We start from the raw sequence: 17,804 nt of genomic DNA on the forward strand, positions 1-17,804 counted from the left end.
ATGAACAACACAATTCAGGAACTAATCGGACTCATCCTATCGCTAAAAGAAGCCAACCCTTTTTTACAGGTACTTACTTCTACGTCAAAAACAGCGGTCTGGCGTAATATTCTGGAAACGGTGGCTTTTATGATTTTTAATTTTCAGGAAGCCCTCAGATTGCACATGAAGGAGATTGACGAAAAAATAGCCAGTCAAAAGGTGCCGAATGAAAAGTGGTACCGCGAGCAGGCACTCCGGTTTCAGTATGGGTTTGAATTGGATCCGCTTTCATACATCGGGGCATTTCTTCCAACGTATGAAGACGGAAACGGTAATATCATTACTGCGACGGAGCAGGAGATCGAAGATTCAAAAATTATAAAATATGCTTCGGTTACTGCCAATATCAGCGGAAACGGGGTGAAGAAAATTTCCATGAAAATTGCCGGTGAAAATATGGACGAGGTGATTTCGGACGAAAAAGCCCTTGCTTTTAAATCCTATATCGAAAGAATACAGGCAACCGGGGACAATATTGTGGTGGTCAATTTCCTGCCGGATATCCTTTTATTAAAATATAAAATATGTTTTGATCCCTTAATACTACATCCGGACGGTATGAGCATTTTGACGGCTGAATATCCCGTTAAAATTGCCATTCAGAATTTTTTAAAAAACCTGCCATTCAATGGCGAGCTTTCTGTCGAAGCCTTGGAAGATGTTATTCAAGAGGTTAACGGTGTGACAGACCTACAAAAATTAGAGGTATCGAGCAAATGGATTGAACCAGGAACAGGCTACGGATTATTTCAGCCAATTGAGATCAGCAGGATTCCAAAGTCAGGGAGGTTTAAAATTGAAGACTGGAGCGGAATAGAATACATTAATTATCAACCTACCGAATAATGAAAGATGAATTGTTTAATATCAATTATAAGCGGTTAGTGCTTTGGTGGTTGCCCACCTTCAGGAGAAAATCGGTAACTCTTAATTATTTATGGTGCCTGATTTTTCCACTTGAAGCTTTATACATCGAGTTTCTGAATAGAAGAAAACAAAACCTGATCAAGATGAATTTTAACTATCAGAAGTTTTCAATGGAAAGAAGGTTAAATGATGCTTTTGATCCAGCCAACAGAAGAATAGAAATTGTAAACTCCGTACAATATGAAGGGGTTTATTTATACACGGAAGCCGAGGACGATGTATTTTTTTCAAAAACCCAGTGGCTGTACGGAAACGAAAATCCGCTGTATTTAAGAACGGAAGCAGAACTGCATAGTGAATATGATTTTATTGTCAGAATTCCCAATACGTCAATCAATATGCATCAACTCAGGGCAGAAATTGACTTTTACAAATTAATAAGCAAACGCTACAATATAGAAATAATACAATAATGAGAATTAATATAAAATTTCTTCAAACTGGCGGGGTTCCTCTCACCAACGATTTAATGGACGTGCTTCAGGACGCTTACTCAATCTTTAATGTTTTGGGTGATGTTGCGGGACATTTGACAATTTTGTCAGGTTGTACGATAACTGGGCAGAGTGTAAGTCCGGGAATTGTAGTTATCAATGGAGATATTCTCTATTTTGAGGGTGGACTCATCAGTTCTTCTGTATATATCCACACAGCACAGATTACAAAAACCTTTCAGGATCAAACTGATAAAATTTTAGTTGAAAAGAAAACGGTAAAATTTGGATTATCCACGCCGGATAATATGTGGAACTGGGCTGACTTTAAAAGACTGGATACTATTAAAGTGATTATGGAAAAGCTTGAGGCAACCGCAACGCAGCTGGACTTAATAGATATTAAAAACAGGCTTGAAGTCGTAGAAATGAAAACTGCTCCAATCAGGAACGATGGCGTTGTGATGATCTGGCCTCGAAATATACCAATCCCGCCTTTCTGGAAAGAATGCACAGACTTGAGGGGAAGAACGCCAATTGGTTATGATCCGAACTATGTTTATAACAGCACCATTCACGCTTTGGATTATCAGCTTAACCAAATGGGAGCTAATATAGGAGACCTTTCCCATAAACTTATTGTGGCAGAACTCGCTAAACATGGTCACTCAGCCTTTGTTAACAATGACTGGGGCGGTGCCTATCCATCCGTTGGGCATTCTACAGGAGGAAATATGGGTTATGGCATAGTTGGAGGCGGAGATAACGGATGGTCATTCAGTGTGAGACCGGAGGGCGGAGACAAGCCTCATAATAATGTACAGCCCTCAAAAGTAGTACTATTTATAGAACCCAATTTCCCTTAAATCATGGCAACACCATTAAATACGATATTCAGTTGGTTTGAAACTGGCGATTTTCCGACACAAGCACAATTTCAGGCTTCGTGGTCTTCATTCTGGCATAAGGATGATTCAATCCCGATTTCCCAAATTACCGGGCTTACTCAGGTTATTGAGCAAATGGTAAGTTCTGAAGCTCTACAAAATCATATTAATGATTCAAATGCGCACGCCGGGTATTTAGCAAAACTTGACGCCTCAAATTTGACAACATCTCATGTCAATAATTGGAAGGAAAAATTGGGCGTTGGCGAAATTCCTGCCAATGTTGCGTTAGTAGATATGGGCGAAAATCAGTCGGTTTTTAATAAGGATCAGATTACTTCAATATGTATGCTTTTGGAAAACTATGTAAATAGTAACGGGAAGATTATGTCAGGAATGATTGAGGCATTGGGATTAACCGAGATGATTCCGGTTGACGAATTTACCTTACAGGACTTTATCACTAACCATTCAGTGTACGATTTTCAAGTCAACGATATTATTGCGATTCCTTCTTCCAATCCGGGACAGGGCTACAGATTATATTTTTATAATGGCGGGGACAAAACCTCTGAAGACAGTTATCTTGCCACCGGTTTAACCAATATCACCATTGCAATGGTTCAAGGCTTACAGGCTGCTCTGGATGGCAAAATGAATAAGCCGACAGCAAGCGGAAATTATTACGCAAGGCATTTTTTGGGACAGGTTTCATGGGCTGCCATCAATCCGGCTTCAAGTTATCTGCTTTTTTGGAATGGAAATGATTTTATAGGATCCGGAATTTATACAGATGGTACAAAATTCGGCATCGGTACAAATTCACCTACCGAAATGCTACATCTCAACAATGGAAGGATCCGGACTAAAGCGATGGTTTTTGACGAAAATACAGAAACATTGCCTTATCAGATAACGCACATGAATAGAGCGTATTATGGTTCTGATTTGACAGGAGCAAAATATAAATTCATGTACCAGACATATAATGATCTGCATAATTTGCTTATGGAATTGACAGATACCCAAAAAACACAGATCAGAAATGACTTGCGTTTATCAGGAGAAAGCTTTTCTACAGGGACACCCCGAATTGATGTTTTATTGCTGCCATTTATTGATAATACAAAGAATTTCATTCAATACACAACATTAGTAGGGGTCAATTTATTTGTTGATAACGTAACCCCAAACGCTTACATAAAAATCAAAAGAATAAAAGATGTAAACGGTACAAATTTATCAACACCAGAAGTTTATGATGTAGATAATTTCACCGTATTACAAAACTTTCCAAATAACCTGAATTTCGGTATTAATTGGTTTACAAAACCTGAAGGATATTATCAAGTTTTTATAACTCATAACGGGTTAACAAACGCAAGTTCACCGGAATTGATAGTAAAGTCAGGTTTAACTTACAGCCAGTTTACTGGTATAGCCAATTGGCAGAAAGCTTCGGGAGGTGATTCGTTAGTAAGTGATACTGCTATATCATCAGGGTCTCAAAGCACTTTATATTATTCGGATAATTTAATCACTACGACGGAAGTTAATGCAGGTTTTATGGTCTCATTTTCTTTAAATAACCAATTAAGTAATTACGGGGCGAACTTCGTAGGTTTCTGGAGATGTGGTTTAATCGGAAATGGTGATGGAGTGTTCTATGGAGTTCAGTACTACGATGGTGGAGGTACTGGTATGTTACCTAACGCTGTATTAGCGGTAAGAAATGATACATTCCATATTGCTTATTATAACGGAGTGGTTTATGTTATCGCCGAAGGTAATGGAAAGACTTACCAACAGTTCAATAGTACTTATAATTTATATCCTAAACGTTTTGTATTCCAATTAGGCGGAGGGGGGCAAGGTTCTATAAGTATGCAATTATTAGGAAAAATATTATTGTCTTAAATAAAAAAAATGAAAACAGAGCTTATAATAACGCCTGAGGTGCAGGCTATTTTGGACGCCATTAAGAACACTGGTAAATCATGGCATGAAGTTGTTCTTCCGGATCATCCTATTTATCCGCAATTCGCCCGCAAATTAGTCGTAACAGGTTTTAATACTCCCGATATGGAAGGAAGCGAAGACCGTATTTATGTCAACGTCCGTCAATACCTGATCGTAAGGGACGGAAACATTCTCCATAAAAGATTAAAAATGCCCGACTGGATGATTCATGAGGGAAATGTGGAGGAAATCTTAGGCGAAAACGGTTATTTGACAGGTATTAACCAGACTACAAATGATGAAGGAGAAATAATAAATGAAGAGGAAGTTATAATCAAAGCACAATCGGTACAATATGTCCGCTTTCTTATTAAAACAAAAGCTGCACATATAGTTGATGTTTTGGAGCGATTTATGGGGCTTTATATTACCTTGTTTGAAGAAGAAATTAACGAAATATAGAAATGAAAACAATTTTAAAATTATTACTTGAGATACTTTTCCTTTTGATTGGAGTTCCTGTATTTATGACATTATTCTGTACTGGGTTTATTTATACTTTGATCAAGCATATTATAAAATGGGACTACTCCTTATCAAAGCAATTTACCCCTATTCTCAGAAGTATTAATCTTGTTTTTGACGGATTGGCAAATGCCGGAGCCGGTGAGCTTCTAAATGATTCTTTAACTATCAAAAATGATTTTGTACGATTCGGAAAATGGTATGAAACAATATCTGCCGTAACGGGGCTTATACAACAATACGAAAAGGACACCTGGCTCCGGAAATTTTTAAAAATCTTGGGTAAGAACCATTGTGCAGAAGCTATTACAGAAATGCAAGCCTATTATTATAATCACTTATTTACTAAAAAATGAAAGAATTATTAACGGAACCAATCATCGCTTTTCTTGGAGCCATCTTAACGGGGCTTGCCGGATTCATATTCGGAAAAAGAAAGCTTCGGGCAGAAGTTGCCGGAATGAACGCTGACAACGAGGGTAAGGAAATTGAAAATGCCGATAAATTGGTTAAGCTATACAAGGAGGCTTTAGACGATTTGGGCAGTCGTTATGAAGCAAAGTTTAAGGAATTTTCGGACTTATCAGATAAAAAGGTTTTGATGCTTCAGGAACAGATCGACTTTCAGAAACGTATTAACGAACAGCTGAAAGCAGAAAATAATCTGTTAAAAGCGGAAAATACAATGCTCAAAACAAAATTAAAAGAAAATGGCATTACCATAACATCATAAAAACAAAGTACATGGCAGATTTTAAATACAAAGAACAGCATGCTGTTATCATAAAAGTAGACAGCGAAAAAGAACAAAAGGAATTGTTCGACAAACTAAAGAAAATGGGATTTAAAAATTTAAAAGTAGTATCCGTATGAAAATAGAAGTAAAACACACCTGCGAAAATTTTAATTCGTTCAGATCAGAAAAAGTAAAAAGTTTATTTAACGCTGAAAGCGGTCACAACTGGCAGCATACCGCCGAACTTCCGATTGAGGAGGAAGGATGGCAGATTGGTCTTATTGTCGGAGCTTCAGGAAGCGGGAAAACATCAATAGGCAGCCAAATTTGGGAAAACGGAATTGTAAACCTTACCGAAGGTTGGAACCCCAATCTTCCAATCATTGAGGATATCGCACCCGGCTCAGATATGAATACCGTAACGAGTGCATTGTCAGCCGTTGGATTGGGAGACGTTCCAGCTTGGCTCCGACCTTTTAAGGTTCTAAGTAACGGTGAACAGTTCCGCGCAGGTCTTGCCCGCCTTATTTGTGAAGCCCCGGACAAAGTTGTAATTGATGAATTTACATCTGTCGTGGACAGGCAAATTGCCAAAATCGGAGCATCTGCCTTTTCCAAAGCTTGGCGGAAAACAAAGGGAAAACAAATTGTATTGTTATCATGCCATTATGATATTGTTGAATGGCTGCAACCTGATTGGGTATATGATACCCGAACAGGTGAAGTAAAAAAAAAGCCTCAAAACGACCTCCTATTAAACTCGACATTTGGAAGGTCGACGGAAGTTACTGGAAGTTTTTTAAACAGCATTATTATTTAGATTTAAAACATCCACCTTGTGCCGAATATTTTGTCGGAACCGTAGACGGAGAATTGGTTTGCCACGTTGCCGTTTGTCCCAATTTTCAAATAAAAGGTTACAGGGCGACCCGATTGGTTGTGATGCCGGAATGGCAGGGTGCCGGAGTTGGTACCGCTTTTTTAAATCAGATCATGCAGTATCATTTAGAAGGTAACGGAAGATGTCAAAGAAAATATCCGACCTATTTTCATACCTCACACCCGCAACTTTGTGGATATATGAGACACTCCCCAAAATGGAAACAGGTGTCAGCAAAGCTTACCGGAGATAATAAGGCGAGAAGTATTAAGTCATTGCAAAATACATCCAAAGGTTTTCAAAAAGGAAAAATGACCACCGGAGGATTCGGCGGACATTTCAGAGCAATACAGGGATTTAAATATTTAGGAAATGAAGAAATTTAAAGTTTTTATATCAGGGCAGAAGTTCTTTGCCGAAGAAGTTTTCAGGCTTTGTCAAAAATTAGACATTGAAATTGTCGGGGTTTGTTGCCCCATTGATGACAAGTATATCGGAAAGGCTGCCCGGCGTTGGAATATTCCAATTATTCCTGCCGGCAGCCTAAACGCCGACAATATGCCGGAGTGTGATTTGGGCATTACTGCACATTCGTTTGATTATATAGGGAAGAAAACAAGATATATTCCACGTTTGGGTTGGCTCGGTTATCACCCGTCATTATTGCCAAGGCATCGCGGGCGCAGCTCTATTGAATGGGCAATCAGAATGAAGGAACCAATTACCGGAGGGACGATATTTTGGCTCAATGCGGGCATTGACAGAGGAGACATTGCCTATCAGGATTGGTGTTGGATACCTCCAGAATATCATTTAAGCCCTCAAAAATCGGCTGTAAGCCTTTGGCGCGATACATTACTCCCTATGGGTTTAAAACTCTTTGAAACGGCCCTTAATGACGTTTTAAATGGAATTGTAAAGAGGACACCACAGGATAAGCGGTTTAGCACATTTGAGCCGGACACCAATGTAAAAGATATTTACCGACCTGATCTGTTAATGATCGAATATGAAAACAGCCACGACTAAGTGGCTGCTTTTTTATATCTTTGGGTTTATATTTTTTTCGGCAATTTGGAAATGGGCTTTAGGCTTTTTGGAATTGTTGATTGTAAATCTGGCAAGGAATTGCCTTCCAGTCACTTGAATATTTCAAACTGAAGGAAGAAAATGGGAATCATATTGCAAACTCAAGAATCATAGGCCGTTACCATGATTCAATCTACACTATAGATTATCATATTACTATTGATAAAGACTGGAATACTCTGGATTTCCTCATTGAATCTGAAATCAATACAGTAAAACATACGTTAAAAGGAAAAAAGATACAGGATGAATGGGAAATCAATAATAGTATAAATCCTGATTTAAAAGGCTTTATCTACATCGACATTTCATTGACACCCTTCACCAATACGCTACCCATCAATAACTTAAAACTTCCGGTAAACAGTTCACAGGAAATCAAAGTCATTTATATTGATGTTCTGAATAATATTATAAAACCTGTATCGCAACAATATACAAGAATTGCCCCTGATACTTATCACTATGACAATCTCCAGACTGATTTTAAAGCTGATATTCTGGTTGATACAGATGGCCTGGTTGTCAGTTATCCTGAATTATTTGAAAAAATTGCAAAGCTTGCTTAACACTTTACAAGGGATATAAAAAGATAGCGTGCGATCTCTTGGTGTATGCTTTTTATAATAAAAATTGTTTCGGCGCAGCCAAAGGCTGCGCCGAAACATAAAAAAACGGTATCGAAGGGATACCGTTTTTTTATATAAAATTAGATGAATCAGAATTTAAGATCTCCATTCACTTCTCTCACTGCATTAGCAGCTTCAGCAAATTTCAATTGTTCTTCAGCAGTCAATGTTACGTTGATGATTTTCTCTACTCCGTTTGCTCCGATGATTGCAGGAACCCCTAAACAAATATCATTTTGACCATATTCTCCTTCAAGCATCAAAGAACAAGGAATCATTTTCTTCTGGTCGCAAGCAATTGCCTGAACCATTACAGAAACTGCAGCACCCGGCGCATACCAGGCAGAAGTTCCTAATAGTTTTGTAAGGGTAGCCCCTCCTACTTTAGTTTCTTCGATTACGTATTTTTGTTGCTCTTCATCAAGGAATTCCGTTACAGGAACTCCGTTTCTTGTCGCTTTGCTTAATAATGGAAGCATTCCTGTATCACTGTGAGCAGCGATTACCATTCCGTCCACATCAGAAATTGGAGCTTCTAATGCTTCAGCTAATCTGTATTTGAACCTTGCAGAGTCTAATGCACCTCCCATCCCGATGATTTTGTGTTTAGGAAGACCTGAAGTTTTGTGAACAAGATAAGCCATAGTATCCATTGGGTTAGAAACCACGATAATGATTACTTCAGGAGAATGTTTCACTAAGTTTTCAGTAACTTCTTTTACGATACCTGCGTTGATACCAATCAACTCTTCTCTTGTCATTCCTGGTTTTCTTGGAATACCTGACGTGATTACCGCCACATGAGAGCCTGCAGTTTTGCTATAATCTCCTGTTGTTCCTGTAATTTTTGTATCAAATCCGTTAAGCGATGCAGTCTGCATCAAATCCATAGCTTTACCTTCAGCAAACCCTTCTTTAATGTCTACCAAAACTACTTCTGAACAGAAGTTCTTCATTGCGATGTATTCTGCACAGCTTGCTCCTACAGCGCCTGCACCTACTACAGTTACTTTCATATTGTTACTTTTTAAATTATTTTTTGTTAGTTAAGTTTAAATTTGAAATCCCCCAAATTTAACAATTCCTGAAAAAATGCGCAATTTTTCAGAAACTTAATTAGAATTAAACCAGATTAGTTGACGTTCAGCAAAAACATATACAGTTTTCGGGCTCCTGATAACACCTCATTGTAGTTTTCTTCAGTCACTTCAGTATCCAGAACCTCTTTAAAATTTTTCCACATAGGGCCGGTATTTTCCTGGTAACATCCGAAAAAATTGAAGGTAACTTCATCAAAACCTTCTGTTTTGGAAAGCTGTTTAGCAATCACATTCCCTCCCAAAGTAGATCCTTCGATGACATACATTGCTCCTAAAGCCTCATGTACATTATTAAATTCAAGATCATGGGAAACTGACTGACTTTTCAAAGACAGGCTTTCAAGGTCTTTTTCAATAAGAGCAAGCTTTTTTCTGTCATCAAGCTGTAACTTTTCGGCATATGTACCGGAAAGTCTGCTGAATATCTGGTCTTCACTGTGAAGAAGCATCAGGTAGTTGGTATGGATGATCTTTTTATAATCTTCCAGAGTAAAGGTCTTGTTAAAAATTTTTTCGGAATTAAAGAGTTTCTCCGCAGCATCGTGATAATCTGCTGTATTTTGTTTAAGATATTCTGATACCATAATAACGTTTTAAAAGTTTCTCAAATGTAAGGCTTTTTAAACGTTAAAATGAAAGAGGTACCTTCTTTATTACTTTCATAATCCACACTTCCCCCTATCCTTTTCATAACCCTGTGAACTATGGAAAGTCCTACTCCATTTCCCTTAAATTTCTTTGCATTATCCATCCTGTTGAAGATTTTAAACATTTTGGGCTTATCCTCTTCCGGAATTCCGATTCCGTTATCCGAAATTCTGTAGATAATGGTCTGTCCTTCTTCAGTACCCTCAATTTCCACTTTAGGCTGTTCCCTGTGGGAAGAATATTTTACAGCATTGTTGATAATATTTAAAAATACCTGATGAAGCATGGTTTTATCAGCCAATACATCCGGACATTCTTTAATGATAATTTCACTTTTCGGACTGCCGTAGGTGATTTTTGCATTTTCAGAAATCTTTTGAATAGTAGTTGCCGTTCTTAGATTTTCGAGCTGCAATTCACTGTGCTTGGCACGGCTAAGCTGTAAAACATCCTGCATCATCTCTGCCATATTGTCGATTTCTTCAATAATTGCATTGATCTTTTTTTTGCTCTTCTCAGAGTCTTCGGCAAGATTTCCTAAAAGCATTTGAGCATTAAGTTTCATCACCGTTAACGGAGTACCCAGATCGTGAGAAATGGTGTAAGAAAAACTATCCAGCTCTTCGTTCACTTTTTTGAGCTCATCATTTAGCCTTTTAATGGTAATATAATTCTTGTGCGATGTTTCCAGAATAAGGTCCCTCACTGCCTGTACTGCCTGAATATTTCTGGAATTCCATCTCTTTGAATGCCCTTTGATATTTTCTGTAAAAATACGGAACGATGTTCTTGGTGAGATCATCTGCCTGTCTTCTCCGTTTTGAGAAAACACCTCAACCTTTTTTTCCGGATTTCCCGCCCAGTTGATGTGTTCATCAAATTCTTTACGGAACCAGATCAGCATTTCCTTTTTTTCTCTTTCAATAAAATAAATAATAATTCCCGCAGCATTATCGGGCAGGTCCAGCTCTTCACCGTGGTGTTTAAGAAAACTACGGTTCACATAAACAGGACCTTCCGTATTTTCCAAGGCCCATTGGGCAATAGTATTAATAACCGGGGAAGCGGGTGTTATTCCTTCTGTTACAATATTTTCATCCGAAATAATAGCAAGACCGTTTGCCTCCGGTAAATTTTTAATCTCCGTCTTATTCTCTACCAAGGAATCAAATAAGTAATTATGCTTTAGGAAATTTGTCTTTAGTTGGGATAATTTCCCGTTGAGTTCCACACGATAATTTAACTCACTTTTAGATTTAAATGATGAAAAAGCATTCGCAGCCAAAGCTGTAAAAATCCCTGCCTGCACCCTGTCTTCAAGATCAATATGCTTAGGTTTTATGTTCTGGCAGGTTACCAGCCCCCAAAGATGATTATCAATAATAATTGAAACACTAAAACTGGAAGAAACTCCTAAATTCCGTAGGTATTGCCCATGCACAGGAGACATGGCCCTTGATGCAGCAAATGTAAGATCTATTTCTACTTTTGCTTTGCTTAGAATGGGAATCCTATCAGCATCAATATTACTGAATATTCTTTTCCTTTTTTTCAAATAAAGCTCCCTTGCTTGTTTAGGAATATCCGATTCAGGATAATGAAGCCCCAGAAAACTTTCCATATCTTCATTTTTCTTTTCGGCAATCACTTTTCCCGAACCATCCATCATAAACTTATACACCATCATGCGATCATAGTTCACTACCTTTGAAAGGGTTTCCAGTAAATGGTTCCAAAGATCCTGTTCATTATCTATAGCATAAAAATTATCATATTTATTGGAAATTCTTTTATCGGGGTTGATCAAAACTTCTTCAAATTCCAGGAAGATATATTGTCCACTTTTAAAAACCGAGAAATGATATTCCTTGCCTCCAATAAAAATCTTGTCGAAATAAGTCTCATTTTCTCTTCTGGTAAATTTATTCAATGAAGTATAGATATCGGAATCTATGATAGTCTGAAAACTTTCGGGGAAGTCCGTAAGTTTTTTGTCAAACAGCTCATCTGAACTCCTGATGGTAAATATATCCGATATATTCCTGCTAAAAAAAGTAATGGAATGGGATTCCGCATCAATGCCAATCAAATAACCAAAACTCTGTATGTGGCCCGGAATATGGATAGGTTCTTCATGGCATTCTACAAAATTCATATATCTCTTCAGTATATTAATCAAAGATAACTCTTTTTTGAACAGCTTTCTATTTTATAAAATCAATTTTTAACATTTTTCTTACTTCTATTCTCCTGTCAATTATGGAATACAAAAGATAAAAATCGCGTTAAAACATTTTTTATTTTTAACTTATTTTAATACTGTTTTTCTAAAATATACAAAAAATTTCCCAATAATAGTGTTTTAACCATTTAACTATGATTCATAACATAAATTTAATATTATTGGTTTACATATCTATGTTATTCAAACCTTTTTTGCTAAATTTATATCATCAAATAACAGATATAATTGAAAATAAATTGAAATATTCACAATAATTTCAATATAATTTTACAATTCAAATAATACTACTATGAAAAAGTTCCCATTAATGTTTATTCCAGGATTATGGAAGCCATTACAAACCGGCGGCCGTGTTTCCTCAAAAGCTCACAAAATACCGTTTTCACCACCCGGTTTACAAAATTCCCGTCAACTTGCGGGAACACACTCATCTGCAGCATTCAGTCTTCAGGACTAAGCTAAAACACTCATTAAAAACAAAAGATATGGCCTTTTTTTCATTCAAAAAGAAAAGCCTGATACTCTGCATTCTTATTTGCTGGTTATCAGCCCATGCACAGATACAGGACTCTATGCAAATCAAACCACAACCACCGGAGGACAATATAAAATATCCGCAGCTCCAGATCAAAGGGCTCTTCCAGGCACGTTACCTGGTAGGGATGAGTAAAGATGTTGATGTGAACGGTCTCCATCATTCTGATGGTTCGGGAACCGATAACAATTTCATGCTTAAATACATGCGGGTCCAGGTACGGGCACAGATCAGCAAACGTACGGAAGTTGTCGTTTTGGCTAATCTTGCAGATTTTAAAAATGACCCTAAAAGCAGGGTTCTTGAAAATGCTTACCTGAAATATACTTTCAGTCCCAAACTGGCACTGACGGCAGGACAGTTCAGGCCGTGGTTTGGTATTGAGGAAACATATCCTATCGACATCATTAAATCTTTAGACTGGTCTAATCAGTATACGGAATTCGGGAAACTGGGCTGGACAAGTTTTCAGATCGGAATGTCTGCGACTGGACAGCTTCAGCTGGGTGAAATTCCTTTTCAATATGCGGTTTCTGTAGTCAACGGAAACGGAAAAAATCAGATTAATGATAATGACAATGGAAAGCAATACTCCACAAGACTGGTTTTCGGTTTATCTAAGAAATATAATTTTAATGTCGGATTAAATGGAGGTATTGGCGAGGTTTTCAGTAAAAAGGTATATGCTCTGGGAATTGATCTAAGCTCATTGGTCAGATTTGATCCAAGATGGAGTCTGGATATGCAGCTGGAAGCCAAACAGGCTACTAATCATGTCCTGTACAATTCCATTGCTCCGGAGCTACGTCCTGATAATCCTGATCAGTATCTGATCCGGGGAGTTTATTTCCTTCCAAATATCAGGTATGAGATCAATCACAAAAACCTCAGCGCTTTCGAACTGTCTTGCCGGTATGAATACCTGGATACCAATTTCAGAATGAATTCAAATCCAAGGCAAACCATTACTCCCATGTTCGGACTGGAATTCCTGAAAAATTATGGGGCAAGAATTCAGCTGGGAGTGCAGTTTGACCGTTACAAACATCAGGTAGAAAACACATCACAATACAACAACAATCTATTCATCGTCCAGGTGCAAAGTAGATTTTAACCGATAAACAGTTACTATCATGAAAGAAATTAATATCAAAAACGTTGCGATTACATTTGTCGTTGCATTAATCATCTGGTTCATTCCTGCACCGGAAGGAGTTGCCCAGAATGCATGGCACCTGTTCGCCATCTTTGCAGCAACCATTCTAGGAATTATTTTAAAGGCAGCTCCCATGGGCACCATGTGTATGATGGCCATAGGATTTACGGCGCTTACACAGGTTGTGGCTCCCGGAGATGCCGGAAAATCAATCACCAAAGCACTTTCCGGATTTGGAGATAAGGTGATCTGGTTGATCGGAATTTCATTCTTTATTGCCAGAGGATTTATTAAAACAGGATTAGGAAACCGCATTGCCTTTTTATTTATCAGGGTTTTCGGAAAAAGTTCATTGGGATTAGCCTATGGATTAGGACTTGCTGATGTTTGCCTGGCACCTGCTATTCCAAGTAATACCGCAAGAGGGGGAGGAATCATCTATCCTATTATGAAATCTATGGCTATCAGCTTTGATTCCGTTCCGGAAAAGCCTGAAACCCATAGAAAACTCGGTTCATTTTTAACTTTGAACAGCTATTATATGAACCTCATCGCTTCTTCCATGTTTCTTACAGGAACAGCGAGTAATCCCATGTGTCAGAAATTTGCTGCCAACCTTGGTATTGATATTACCTGGATGTCCTGGGCTGCAGCGGGATTTCTTCCGGGGCTGGTTGCATTCTTCGTCGTTCCTTTGGTTTTATACAAACTGTATCCGCCTGAATTGAAAAAAACAGGAGATGCTCCGAAAATGGCAGCTCAGAAATTAAAAGAAATGGGACCTATTTCCAGAAATGAATGGTTGATGCTTTTGGCTTTCTTCATTCTTTTATTCCTATGGATCTTTGGGGGAGCGCTTTCTATTGATGCCACCACTACAGCATTCATCGGATTAACTTTATTGCTATTAACCTCTGTGTTAACCTGGGAAGATGTAAAAGGTGAAAAAGGGGCCTGGGATACCATTGTCTGGTTCGCTGTTTTAGTAATGATGGCAAGCTCTCTGAATGAATTGGGCTTCATTGGCTGGTTCAGTAACCTTATTAAAGTTCAGATCGGAGGATTGAACTGGCAGGTGGCCTTCCCGGTTATTATTGTGGTCTATTTCTTCAGTCACTATATTTTCGCAAGTGCTACTGCTCACGTAGCGGCCATGTATGCAGCATTACTTGGGGTGGGAGTTTCTCTTGGGATACCGCCTATGTTATTAGCTATGATGCTCGGTTTCATGGGGTCAATCTATGGGGTGCTTACCCATTACGGCCATGGTCCTGCCCCGGTATTCTTCGGAAGCGGATACGTTGACCTGAAAGCCTGGTGGCTTCGGGGGCTTGAAATAGGAATTGTATTATTAATCATCTATATGGTTGTAGGAGGTCTATGGATGAAAGTTTTAGGATATTATTAATTATTAAATCAAATCTATGTTATCAACATTGTCAAGAAAAATGCTAATGTGCCTTACAGGGCTCTTTTTGGGATTCTTTTTGTTGATTCATTTCCTCGGAAATCTTCAACTTTTTCTTCCCCGGGATCAGGCTCATCTGCAATTCAATGCCTATTCGCATTTTTTATCAGGAAATATCATCATCAAAATAGTTTCTTATATTTTGTATGCCAGTATCATTCTTCATGCTGTAGATGGACTGGTGATTACCCTGAAAAATAAAAAATCCGGTGGCGTTTACCAGAATGACAAGCGCGGAAGAGCCAGCCAATGGGCTTCCAGGAATATGGGTATTCTTGGAACATTGATCCTGATCTTTCTGGTCATCCATTTCCAAAATTTCTGGTATATCTACAAATTTGGAAATCCACCCCTTGATGAAAATGGAAACAAGGACCTGTATATCCTTGTTGTAACGGTGTTTAAAGAATGGTGGTATGTGATTATTTATGTAATATCCATGGTTGCCCTATGTTATCACCTGATCCACGGGATACACAGTGCCGTAAGGACACTCGGGTTATACCATCCTAAATTTGTAAAGTGGTTCAAAACCGTAGGAATTGCTTATTCAATCATCATCAGCTTAGGTTTTGCCCTGATGCCTGTTTATGTATTTTTTACTTACCAATAAAAACCTCATTATGATTTTAGATTCAAAAATACCACAAGGCCCGTTGGAACAAAAATGGGATAACTATAAAAAGAAAGCTAAACTGGTCAATCCTGCCAACCGCAAAAAACTTGATATTATTGTAGTAGGAACAGGCCTGGCAGGAAGTTCTGCAGCAGCTTCATTGGGGGAAATGGGATATAACGTCAAATCGTTCTGCTTTCAGGACAGCCCCAGAAGAGCCCATTCTGTAGCGGCACAGGGAGGTGTAAACGCTGCCAAAAATTATAAAAATGATGGGGACAGTGTTTACCGTATGTTCGCAGACACTTTAAAAGGCGGAGATTTCCGTGCCCGTGAAGCCAATGTATACCGGATGGCAGAATGTTCTTTAAACCTCATCGATCAGGCCGTAGCTCAAGGCGTACCTTTTGGCCGGGAATATGGTGGCTATCTTAATAACCGGTCTTTCGGCGGAGTTCAGGTAAGCCGTACTTTCTATGCCAGAGGACAGACCGGACAACAATTGCTTCTGGGAGCCTATCAGGCTTTAATGAGACAGGTCGGAAAAGGTTCCGTACAGCTGTTTTCAAGACATGAAATGCTCGATTTAGTCATTATTGACGGCAAAGCAAGAGGAATTATCGTAAGAAATTTAGATACCGGAGAAATTGAAAGACATGCCGCCCATGCTGTCATATTAGCAACCGGAGGCTATGGAAAGATTTATTATCTGTCGACATTAGCCATGGGATGTAACGGCTCTGCGATATGGAGAGCTCATAAAAAAGGAGCCTTAATGGCCTCTCCAAGCTGGATCCAGGTACACCCTACTTCCCTTCCGCAATCCGGAGATTATCAATCCAAATTAACATTGATGTCCGAATCATTGCGTAATGACGGAAGAATCTGGGTACCTGCGAAACAGGATGAAAACAGAGCCCCGAATGACATTCCGGAAAATGAAAGAGATTACTATCTGGAAAGAAGGTATCCTGCGTTCGGGAACTTAGCTCCCAGAGATATTTCATCCCGTGCAGCAAAAGAAAGAATAGATGCAGGCTACGGAACCGGCCCATTGAAAAATGCCGTGTATCTTGATTTTTCAAAGGCTATTAAGGAACAGGGAAAAGAAAAAATCAAAGAAAAATATGGAAATTTATTCGATATGTATCTCAAAATTACCGGATATGATGCGTATAAAGAACCCATGATGATCTCCCCTTCTGCCCATTTTTCTATGGGTGGACTCTGGGTAGATTATGAATTAATGACTACCATTCCGGGACTGTTTGCTTTAGGTGAAGCCAATTTTGCAGATCACGGAGCCAACAGGTTGGGAGCTAACTCTCTTTTACAGGCTTCTGTAGATGGGTATTTTATTGCCCCTTATACTATTGCCAATTATTTAGCAGATGAGATTCACACCGGAAAAATTTCCCCGGATACCCCTGAGTTTGAACAGGCTGAAAATGCGGTTAAAAAGCAGATTCAGGATTTAATGAATATCAAAGGAACCAAAACCGTTGATTATTTCCATAAAACATTAGGAAAGTTACTGTATGATTATTGCGGGCTGGCCAGAAATGAAAAAGGATTACAATATGCCATTCAGGAGATCAGAAAACTAAAACAGGAATTCCACAAAGACGTAAGGGTTTCCGGACAGGTCAATACAATGAATGCTGAACTGGAAAAAGCAGGCCGCGTTGCCGATTATTTTGAGATAGGTGAACTAATGTGCTATGATGCGCTAACCCGTAATGAATCCTGTGGTGCACATTTCCGGGAAGAATTTCAGACCCCCGATGGCGAGGCCATGAGAAATGATGCGGAATATCAATTCATCTCTGCATGGAAATGGACAGGTGAAAATGGCGAACCTGAACTGATCAGGGAACCTTTAATCTTTGAAGAAATTCAGCCAACGGTAAGAAGTTATAAATAGAAAA

The 17,804-nt window shown here is 38.7% G+C and carries 20 protein-coding genes and 1 pseudogene; 18 read left to right on the forward strand and 3 right to left on the reverse strand.

Features of this window, described 5'->3' with window-relative positions:
* From OK18_RS02140 to OK18_RS20825, 13 genes and pseudogenes are all read left to right on the forward strand, one after another.
* The gene (locus OK18_RS02140; RefSeq protein ID WP_053326938.1) at positions 1-888 is read left to right on the forward strand and encodes a hypothetical protein; all 888 of its coding nucleotides are present in this window, start codon (positions 1-3) and stop codon (positions 886-888) included.
* Positions 888-1,382, forward strand: coding sequence for a hypothetical protein (locus OK18_RS02145; RefSeq protein ID WP_053326939.1), 495 nt, complete (start codon positions 888-890; stop codon positions 1,380-1,382). Before OK18_RS02140 ends, OK18_RS02145 begins: the two co-directional genes overlap by 1 nt.
* On the forward strand, positions 1,382-2,269 hold the full coding sequence (locus OK18_RS02150; protein WP_053326940.1) for a hypothetical protein: 888 nt from the start codon (positions 1,382-1,384) through the stop codon (positions 2,267-2,269). The genes OK18_RS02145 and OK18_RS02150 overlap by 1 nt, the downstream gene beginning before the upstream one ends.
* Before the next feature lie 3 nt (positions 2,270-2,272).
* Positions 2,273-4,207, forward strand: coding sequence for a hypothetical protein (locus tag OK18_RS02155; protein WP_053326941.1), 1,935 nt, complete (start codon positions 2,273-2,275; stop codon positions 4,205-4,207).
* A gap of 9 nt (positions 4,208-4,216) precedes the next feature.
* Positions 4,217-4,711: a hypothetical protein gene (locus OK18_RS02160; RefSeq protein WP_053326942.1), complete on the forward strand. Its 495-nt coding sequence runs from the start codon at positions 4,217-4,219 to the stop codon at positions 4,709-4,711.
* A 2-nt stretch (positions 4,712-4,713) separates the two neighbouring features.
* Positions 4,714-5,130, forward strand: coding sequence for a hypothetical protein (locus OK18_RS02165; protein WP_053326943.1), 417 nt, complete (start codon positions 4,714-4,716; stop codon positions 5,128-5,130).
* Positions 5,127-5,507, forward strand: coding sequence for a hypothetical protein (locus OK18_RS02170; RefSeq protein WP_053326944.1), 381 nt, complete (start codon positions 5,127-5,129; stop codon positions 5,505-5,507). The genes OK18_RS02165 and OK18_RS02170 overlap by 4 nt, the downstream gene beginning before the upstream one ends.
* 11 nt (positions 5,508-5,518) lie before the next feature.
* Entirely contained in the window at positions 5,519-5,647 is a 129-nt protein-coding gene (locus OK18_RS21815) for a hypothetical protein (RefSeq protein WP_262486621.1), read from the forward strand.
* The gene (locus OK18_RS21605) at positions 5,644-6,330 is read left to right on the forward strand and encodes a hypothetical protein (protein WP_228377679.1); all 687 of its coding nucleotides are present in this window, start codon (positions 5,644-5,646) and stop codon (positions 6,328-6,330) included. The genes OK18_RS21815 and OK18_RS21605 overlap by 4 nt, the downstream gene beginning before the upstream one ends.
* A pseudogene (locus tag OK18_RS21920) lies at positions 6,276-6,464 on the forward strand (hypothetical protein); the annotation flags it as partial. The gene OK18_RS21605 and the pseudogene OK18_RS21920, both read left to right, overlap by 55 nt.
* A gap of 39 nt (positions 6,465-6,503) precedes the next feature.
* On the forward strand, positions 6,504-6,776 hold the full coding sequence (locus OK18_RS21820) for a hypothetical protein (protein ID WP_262486622.1): 273 nt from the start codon (positions 6,504-6,506) through the stop codon (positions 6,774-6,776).
* The gene (locus OK18_RS02180; RefSeq protein WP_053326945.1) at positions 6,763-7,419 is read left to right on the forward strand and encodes a formyltransferase family protein; all 657 of its coding nucleotides are present in this window, start codon (positions 6,763-6,765) and stop codon (positions 7,417-7,419) included. The genes OK18_RS21820 and OK18_RS02180 overlap by 14 nt, the downstream gene beginning before the upstream one ends.
* Positions 7,420-7,517: 98 nt before the next feature.
* Positions 7,518-8,048: a putative glycolipid-binding domain-containing protein gene (locus OK18_RS20825; RefSeq protein ID WP_228377721.1), complete on the forward strand. Its 531-nt coding sequence runs from the start codon at positions 7,518-7,520 to the stop codon at positions 8,046-8,048.
* A 149-nt stretch (positions 8,049-8,197) separates the two neighbouring features.
* Here OK18_RS20825 and OK18_RS02190 read toward each other — a convergent pair whose 3' ends face one another.
* The 3 genes from OK18_RS02190 to OK18_RS02200 all read right to left on the reverse strand — a co-directional run bounded on the left by OK18_RS02190 (position 8,198) and on the right by OK18_RS02200 (position 12,011).
* Positions 8,198-9,124 (reverse strand): malate dehydrogenase, encoded by a 927-nt coding sequence (locus tag OK18_RS02190; RefSeq protein ID WP_050020025.1) that lies wholly within the window; start codon positions 9,122-9,124, stop codon positions 8,198-8,200.
* A gap of 116 nt (positions 9,125-9,240) precedes the next feature.
* Positions 9,241-9,792: a biliverdin-producing heme oxygenase gene (locus OK18_RS02195; protein ID WP_053326947.1), complete on the reverse strand. Its 552-nt coding sequence runs from the start codon at positions 9,790-9,792 to the stop codon at positions 9,241-9,243.
* 20 nt (positions 9,793-9,812) lie between these two features.
* Complete coding sequence (locus tag OK18_RS02200; protein ID WP_053326948.1) at positions 9,813-12,011, reverse strand: ATP-binding protein; 2,199 nt, start codon at positions 12,009-12,011, stop codon at positions 9,813-9,815.
* Between the two features lie 379 nt (positions 12,012-12,390).
* Here OK18_RS02200 and OK18_RS21030 point away from each other — a divergent pair, with 379 nt between their 5' ends.
* The 5 genes from OK18_RS21030 to OK18_RS02220 are packed head-to-tail and all read left to right on the forward strand — an operon-like array spanning position 12,391 to position 17,800.
* A complete protein-coding gene (locus OK18_RS21030) occupies positions 12,391-12,558 on the forward strand; it encodes a hypothetical protein (protein ID WP_156173204.1) in 168 nt (55 codons plus the stop codon).
* A gap of 28 nt (positions 12,559-12,586) precedes the next feature.
* Positions 12,587-13,750 carry a porin gene (locus OK18_RS02205; protein WP_053326949.1) on the forward strand — a complete coding sequence of 388 codons (1,164 nt, stop codon included), beginning with the start codon at positions 12,587-12,589 and terminating at the stop codon, positions 13,748-13,750.
* A gap of 19 nt (positions 13,751-13,769) precedes the next feature.
* Positions 13,770-15,200, forward strand: a complete 1,431-nt coding sequence (locus OK18_RS02210; RefSeq protein ID WP_050020022.1) for an anion permease — start codon at positions 13,770-13,772, stop codon at positions 15,198-15,200.
* Positions 15,201-15,216: 16 nt separating this feature from the next.
* Positions 15,217-15,873, forward strand: a complete 657-nt coding sequence (locus tag OK18_RS02215) for a succinate dehydrogenase cytochrome b subunit (protein WP_050020021.1) — start codon at positions 15,217-15,219, stop codon at positions 15,871-15,873.
* A 10-nt stretch (positions 15,874-15,883) separates the two neighbouring features.
* Positions 15,884-17,800, forward strand: coding sequence for a fumarate reductase/succinate dehydrogenase flavoprotein subunit (locus OK18_RS02220; RefSeq protein ID WP_053329269.1), 1,917 nt, complete (start codon positions 15,884-15,886; stop codon positions 17,798-17,800).
* Positions 17,801-17,804: the final 4 nt, after the last annotated feature.

The organism is Chryseobacterium gallinarum, from assembly GCF_001021975.1.
GTDB lineage: Bacteria > Bacteroidota > Bacteroidia > Flavobacteriales > Weeksellaceae > Chryseobacterium > Chryseobacterium gallinarum.

Bases quoted from the DNA above. Each gene is read 5' to 3' on its own strand.
- OK18_RS02205 (WP_053326949.1), top strand. From the start codon at position 12,587: ATGGCCTTTTTTTCATTCAAAAAGAAAAGCCTGATACTCTGCATTCTT.
- OK18_RS21605 (WP_228377679.1), top strand. From the start codon at position 5,644: ATGAAAATAGAAGTAAAACACACCTGCGAAAATTTTAATTCGTTCAGA.
- OK18_RS02155 (WP_053326941.1), top strand. From the start codon at position 2,273: ATGGCAACACCATTAAATACGATATTCAGTTGGTTTGAAACTGGCGAT.
- OK18_RS02190 (WP_050020025.1), bottom strand. From the start codon at position 9,124: ATGAAAGTAACTGTAGTAGGTGCAGGCGCTGTAGGAGCAAGCTGTGCA.
- OK18_RS02220 (WP_053329269.1), top strand. From the start codon at position 15,884: ATGATTTTAGATTCAAAAATACCACAAGGCCCGTTGGAACAAAAATGG.
- OK18_RS21820 (WP_262486622.1), top strand. From the start codon at position 6,504: ATGCAGTATCATTTAGAAGGTAACGGAAGATGTCAAAGAAAATATCCG.
- OK18_RS02140 (WP_053326938.1), top strand. From the start codon at position 1: ATGAACAACACAATTCAGGAACTAATCGGACTCATCCTATCGCTAAAA.
- OK18_RS21030 (WP_156173204.1), top strand. From the start codon at position 12,391: ATGAAAAAGTTCCCATTAATGTTTATTCCAGGATTATGGAAGCCATTA.
- OK18_RS02210 (WP_050020022.1), top strand. From the start codon at position 13,770: ATGAAAGAAATTAATATCAAAAACGTTGCGATTACATTTGTCGTTGCA.
- OK18_RS02200 (WP_053326948.1), bottom strand. From the start codon at position 12,011: ATGAATTTTGTAGAATGCCATGAAGAACCTATCCATATTCCGGGCCAC.
- OK18_RS02170 (WP_053326944.1), top strand. From the start codon at position 5,127: ATGAAAGAATTATTAACGGAACCAATCATCGCTTTTCTTGGAGCCATC.
- OK18_RS02195 (WP_053326947.1), bottom strand. From the start codon at position 9,792: ATGGTATCAGAATATCTTAAACAAAATACAGCAGATTATCACGATGCT.
- OK18_RS02150 (WP_053326940.1), top strand. From the start codon at position 1,382: ATGAGAATTAATATAAAATTTCTTCAAACTGGCGGGGTTCCTCTCACC.
- OK18_RS02180 (WP_053326945.1), top strand. From the start codon at position 6,763: ATGAAGAAATTTAAAGTTTTTATATCAGGGCAGAAGTTCTTTGCCGAA.
- OK18_RS21815 (WP_262486621.1), top strand. From the start codon at position 5,519: ATGGCAGATTTTAAATACAAAGAACAGCATGCTGTTATCATAAAAGTA.
- OK18_RS02165 (WP_053326943.1), top strand. From the start codon at position 4,714: ATGAAAACAATTTTAAAATTATTACTTGAGATACTTTTCCTTTTGATT.
- OK18_RS02215 (WP_050020021.1), top strand. From the start codon at position 15,217: ATGTTATCAACATTGTCAAGAAAAATGCTAATGTGCCTTACAGGGCTC.
- OK18_RS02160 (WP_053326942.1), top strand. From the start codon at position 4,217: ATGAAAACAGAGCTTATAATAACGCCTGAGGTGCAGGCTATTTTGGAC.
- OK18_RS02145 (WP_053326939.1), top strand. From the start codon at position 888: ATGAAAGATGAATTGTTTAATATCAATTATAAGCGGTTAGTGCTTTGG.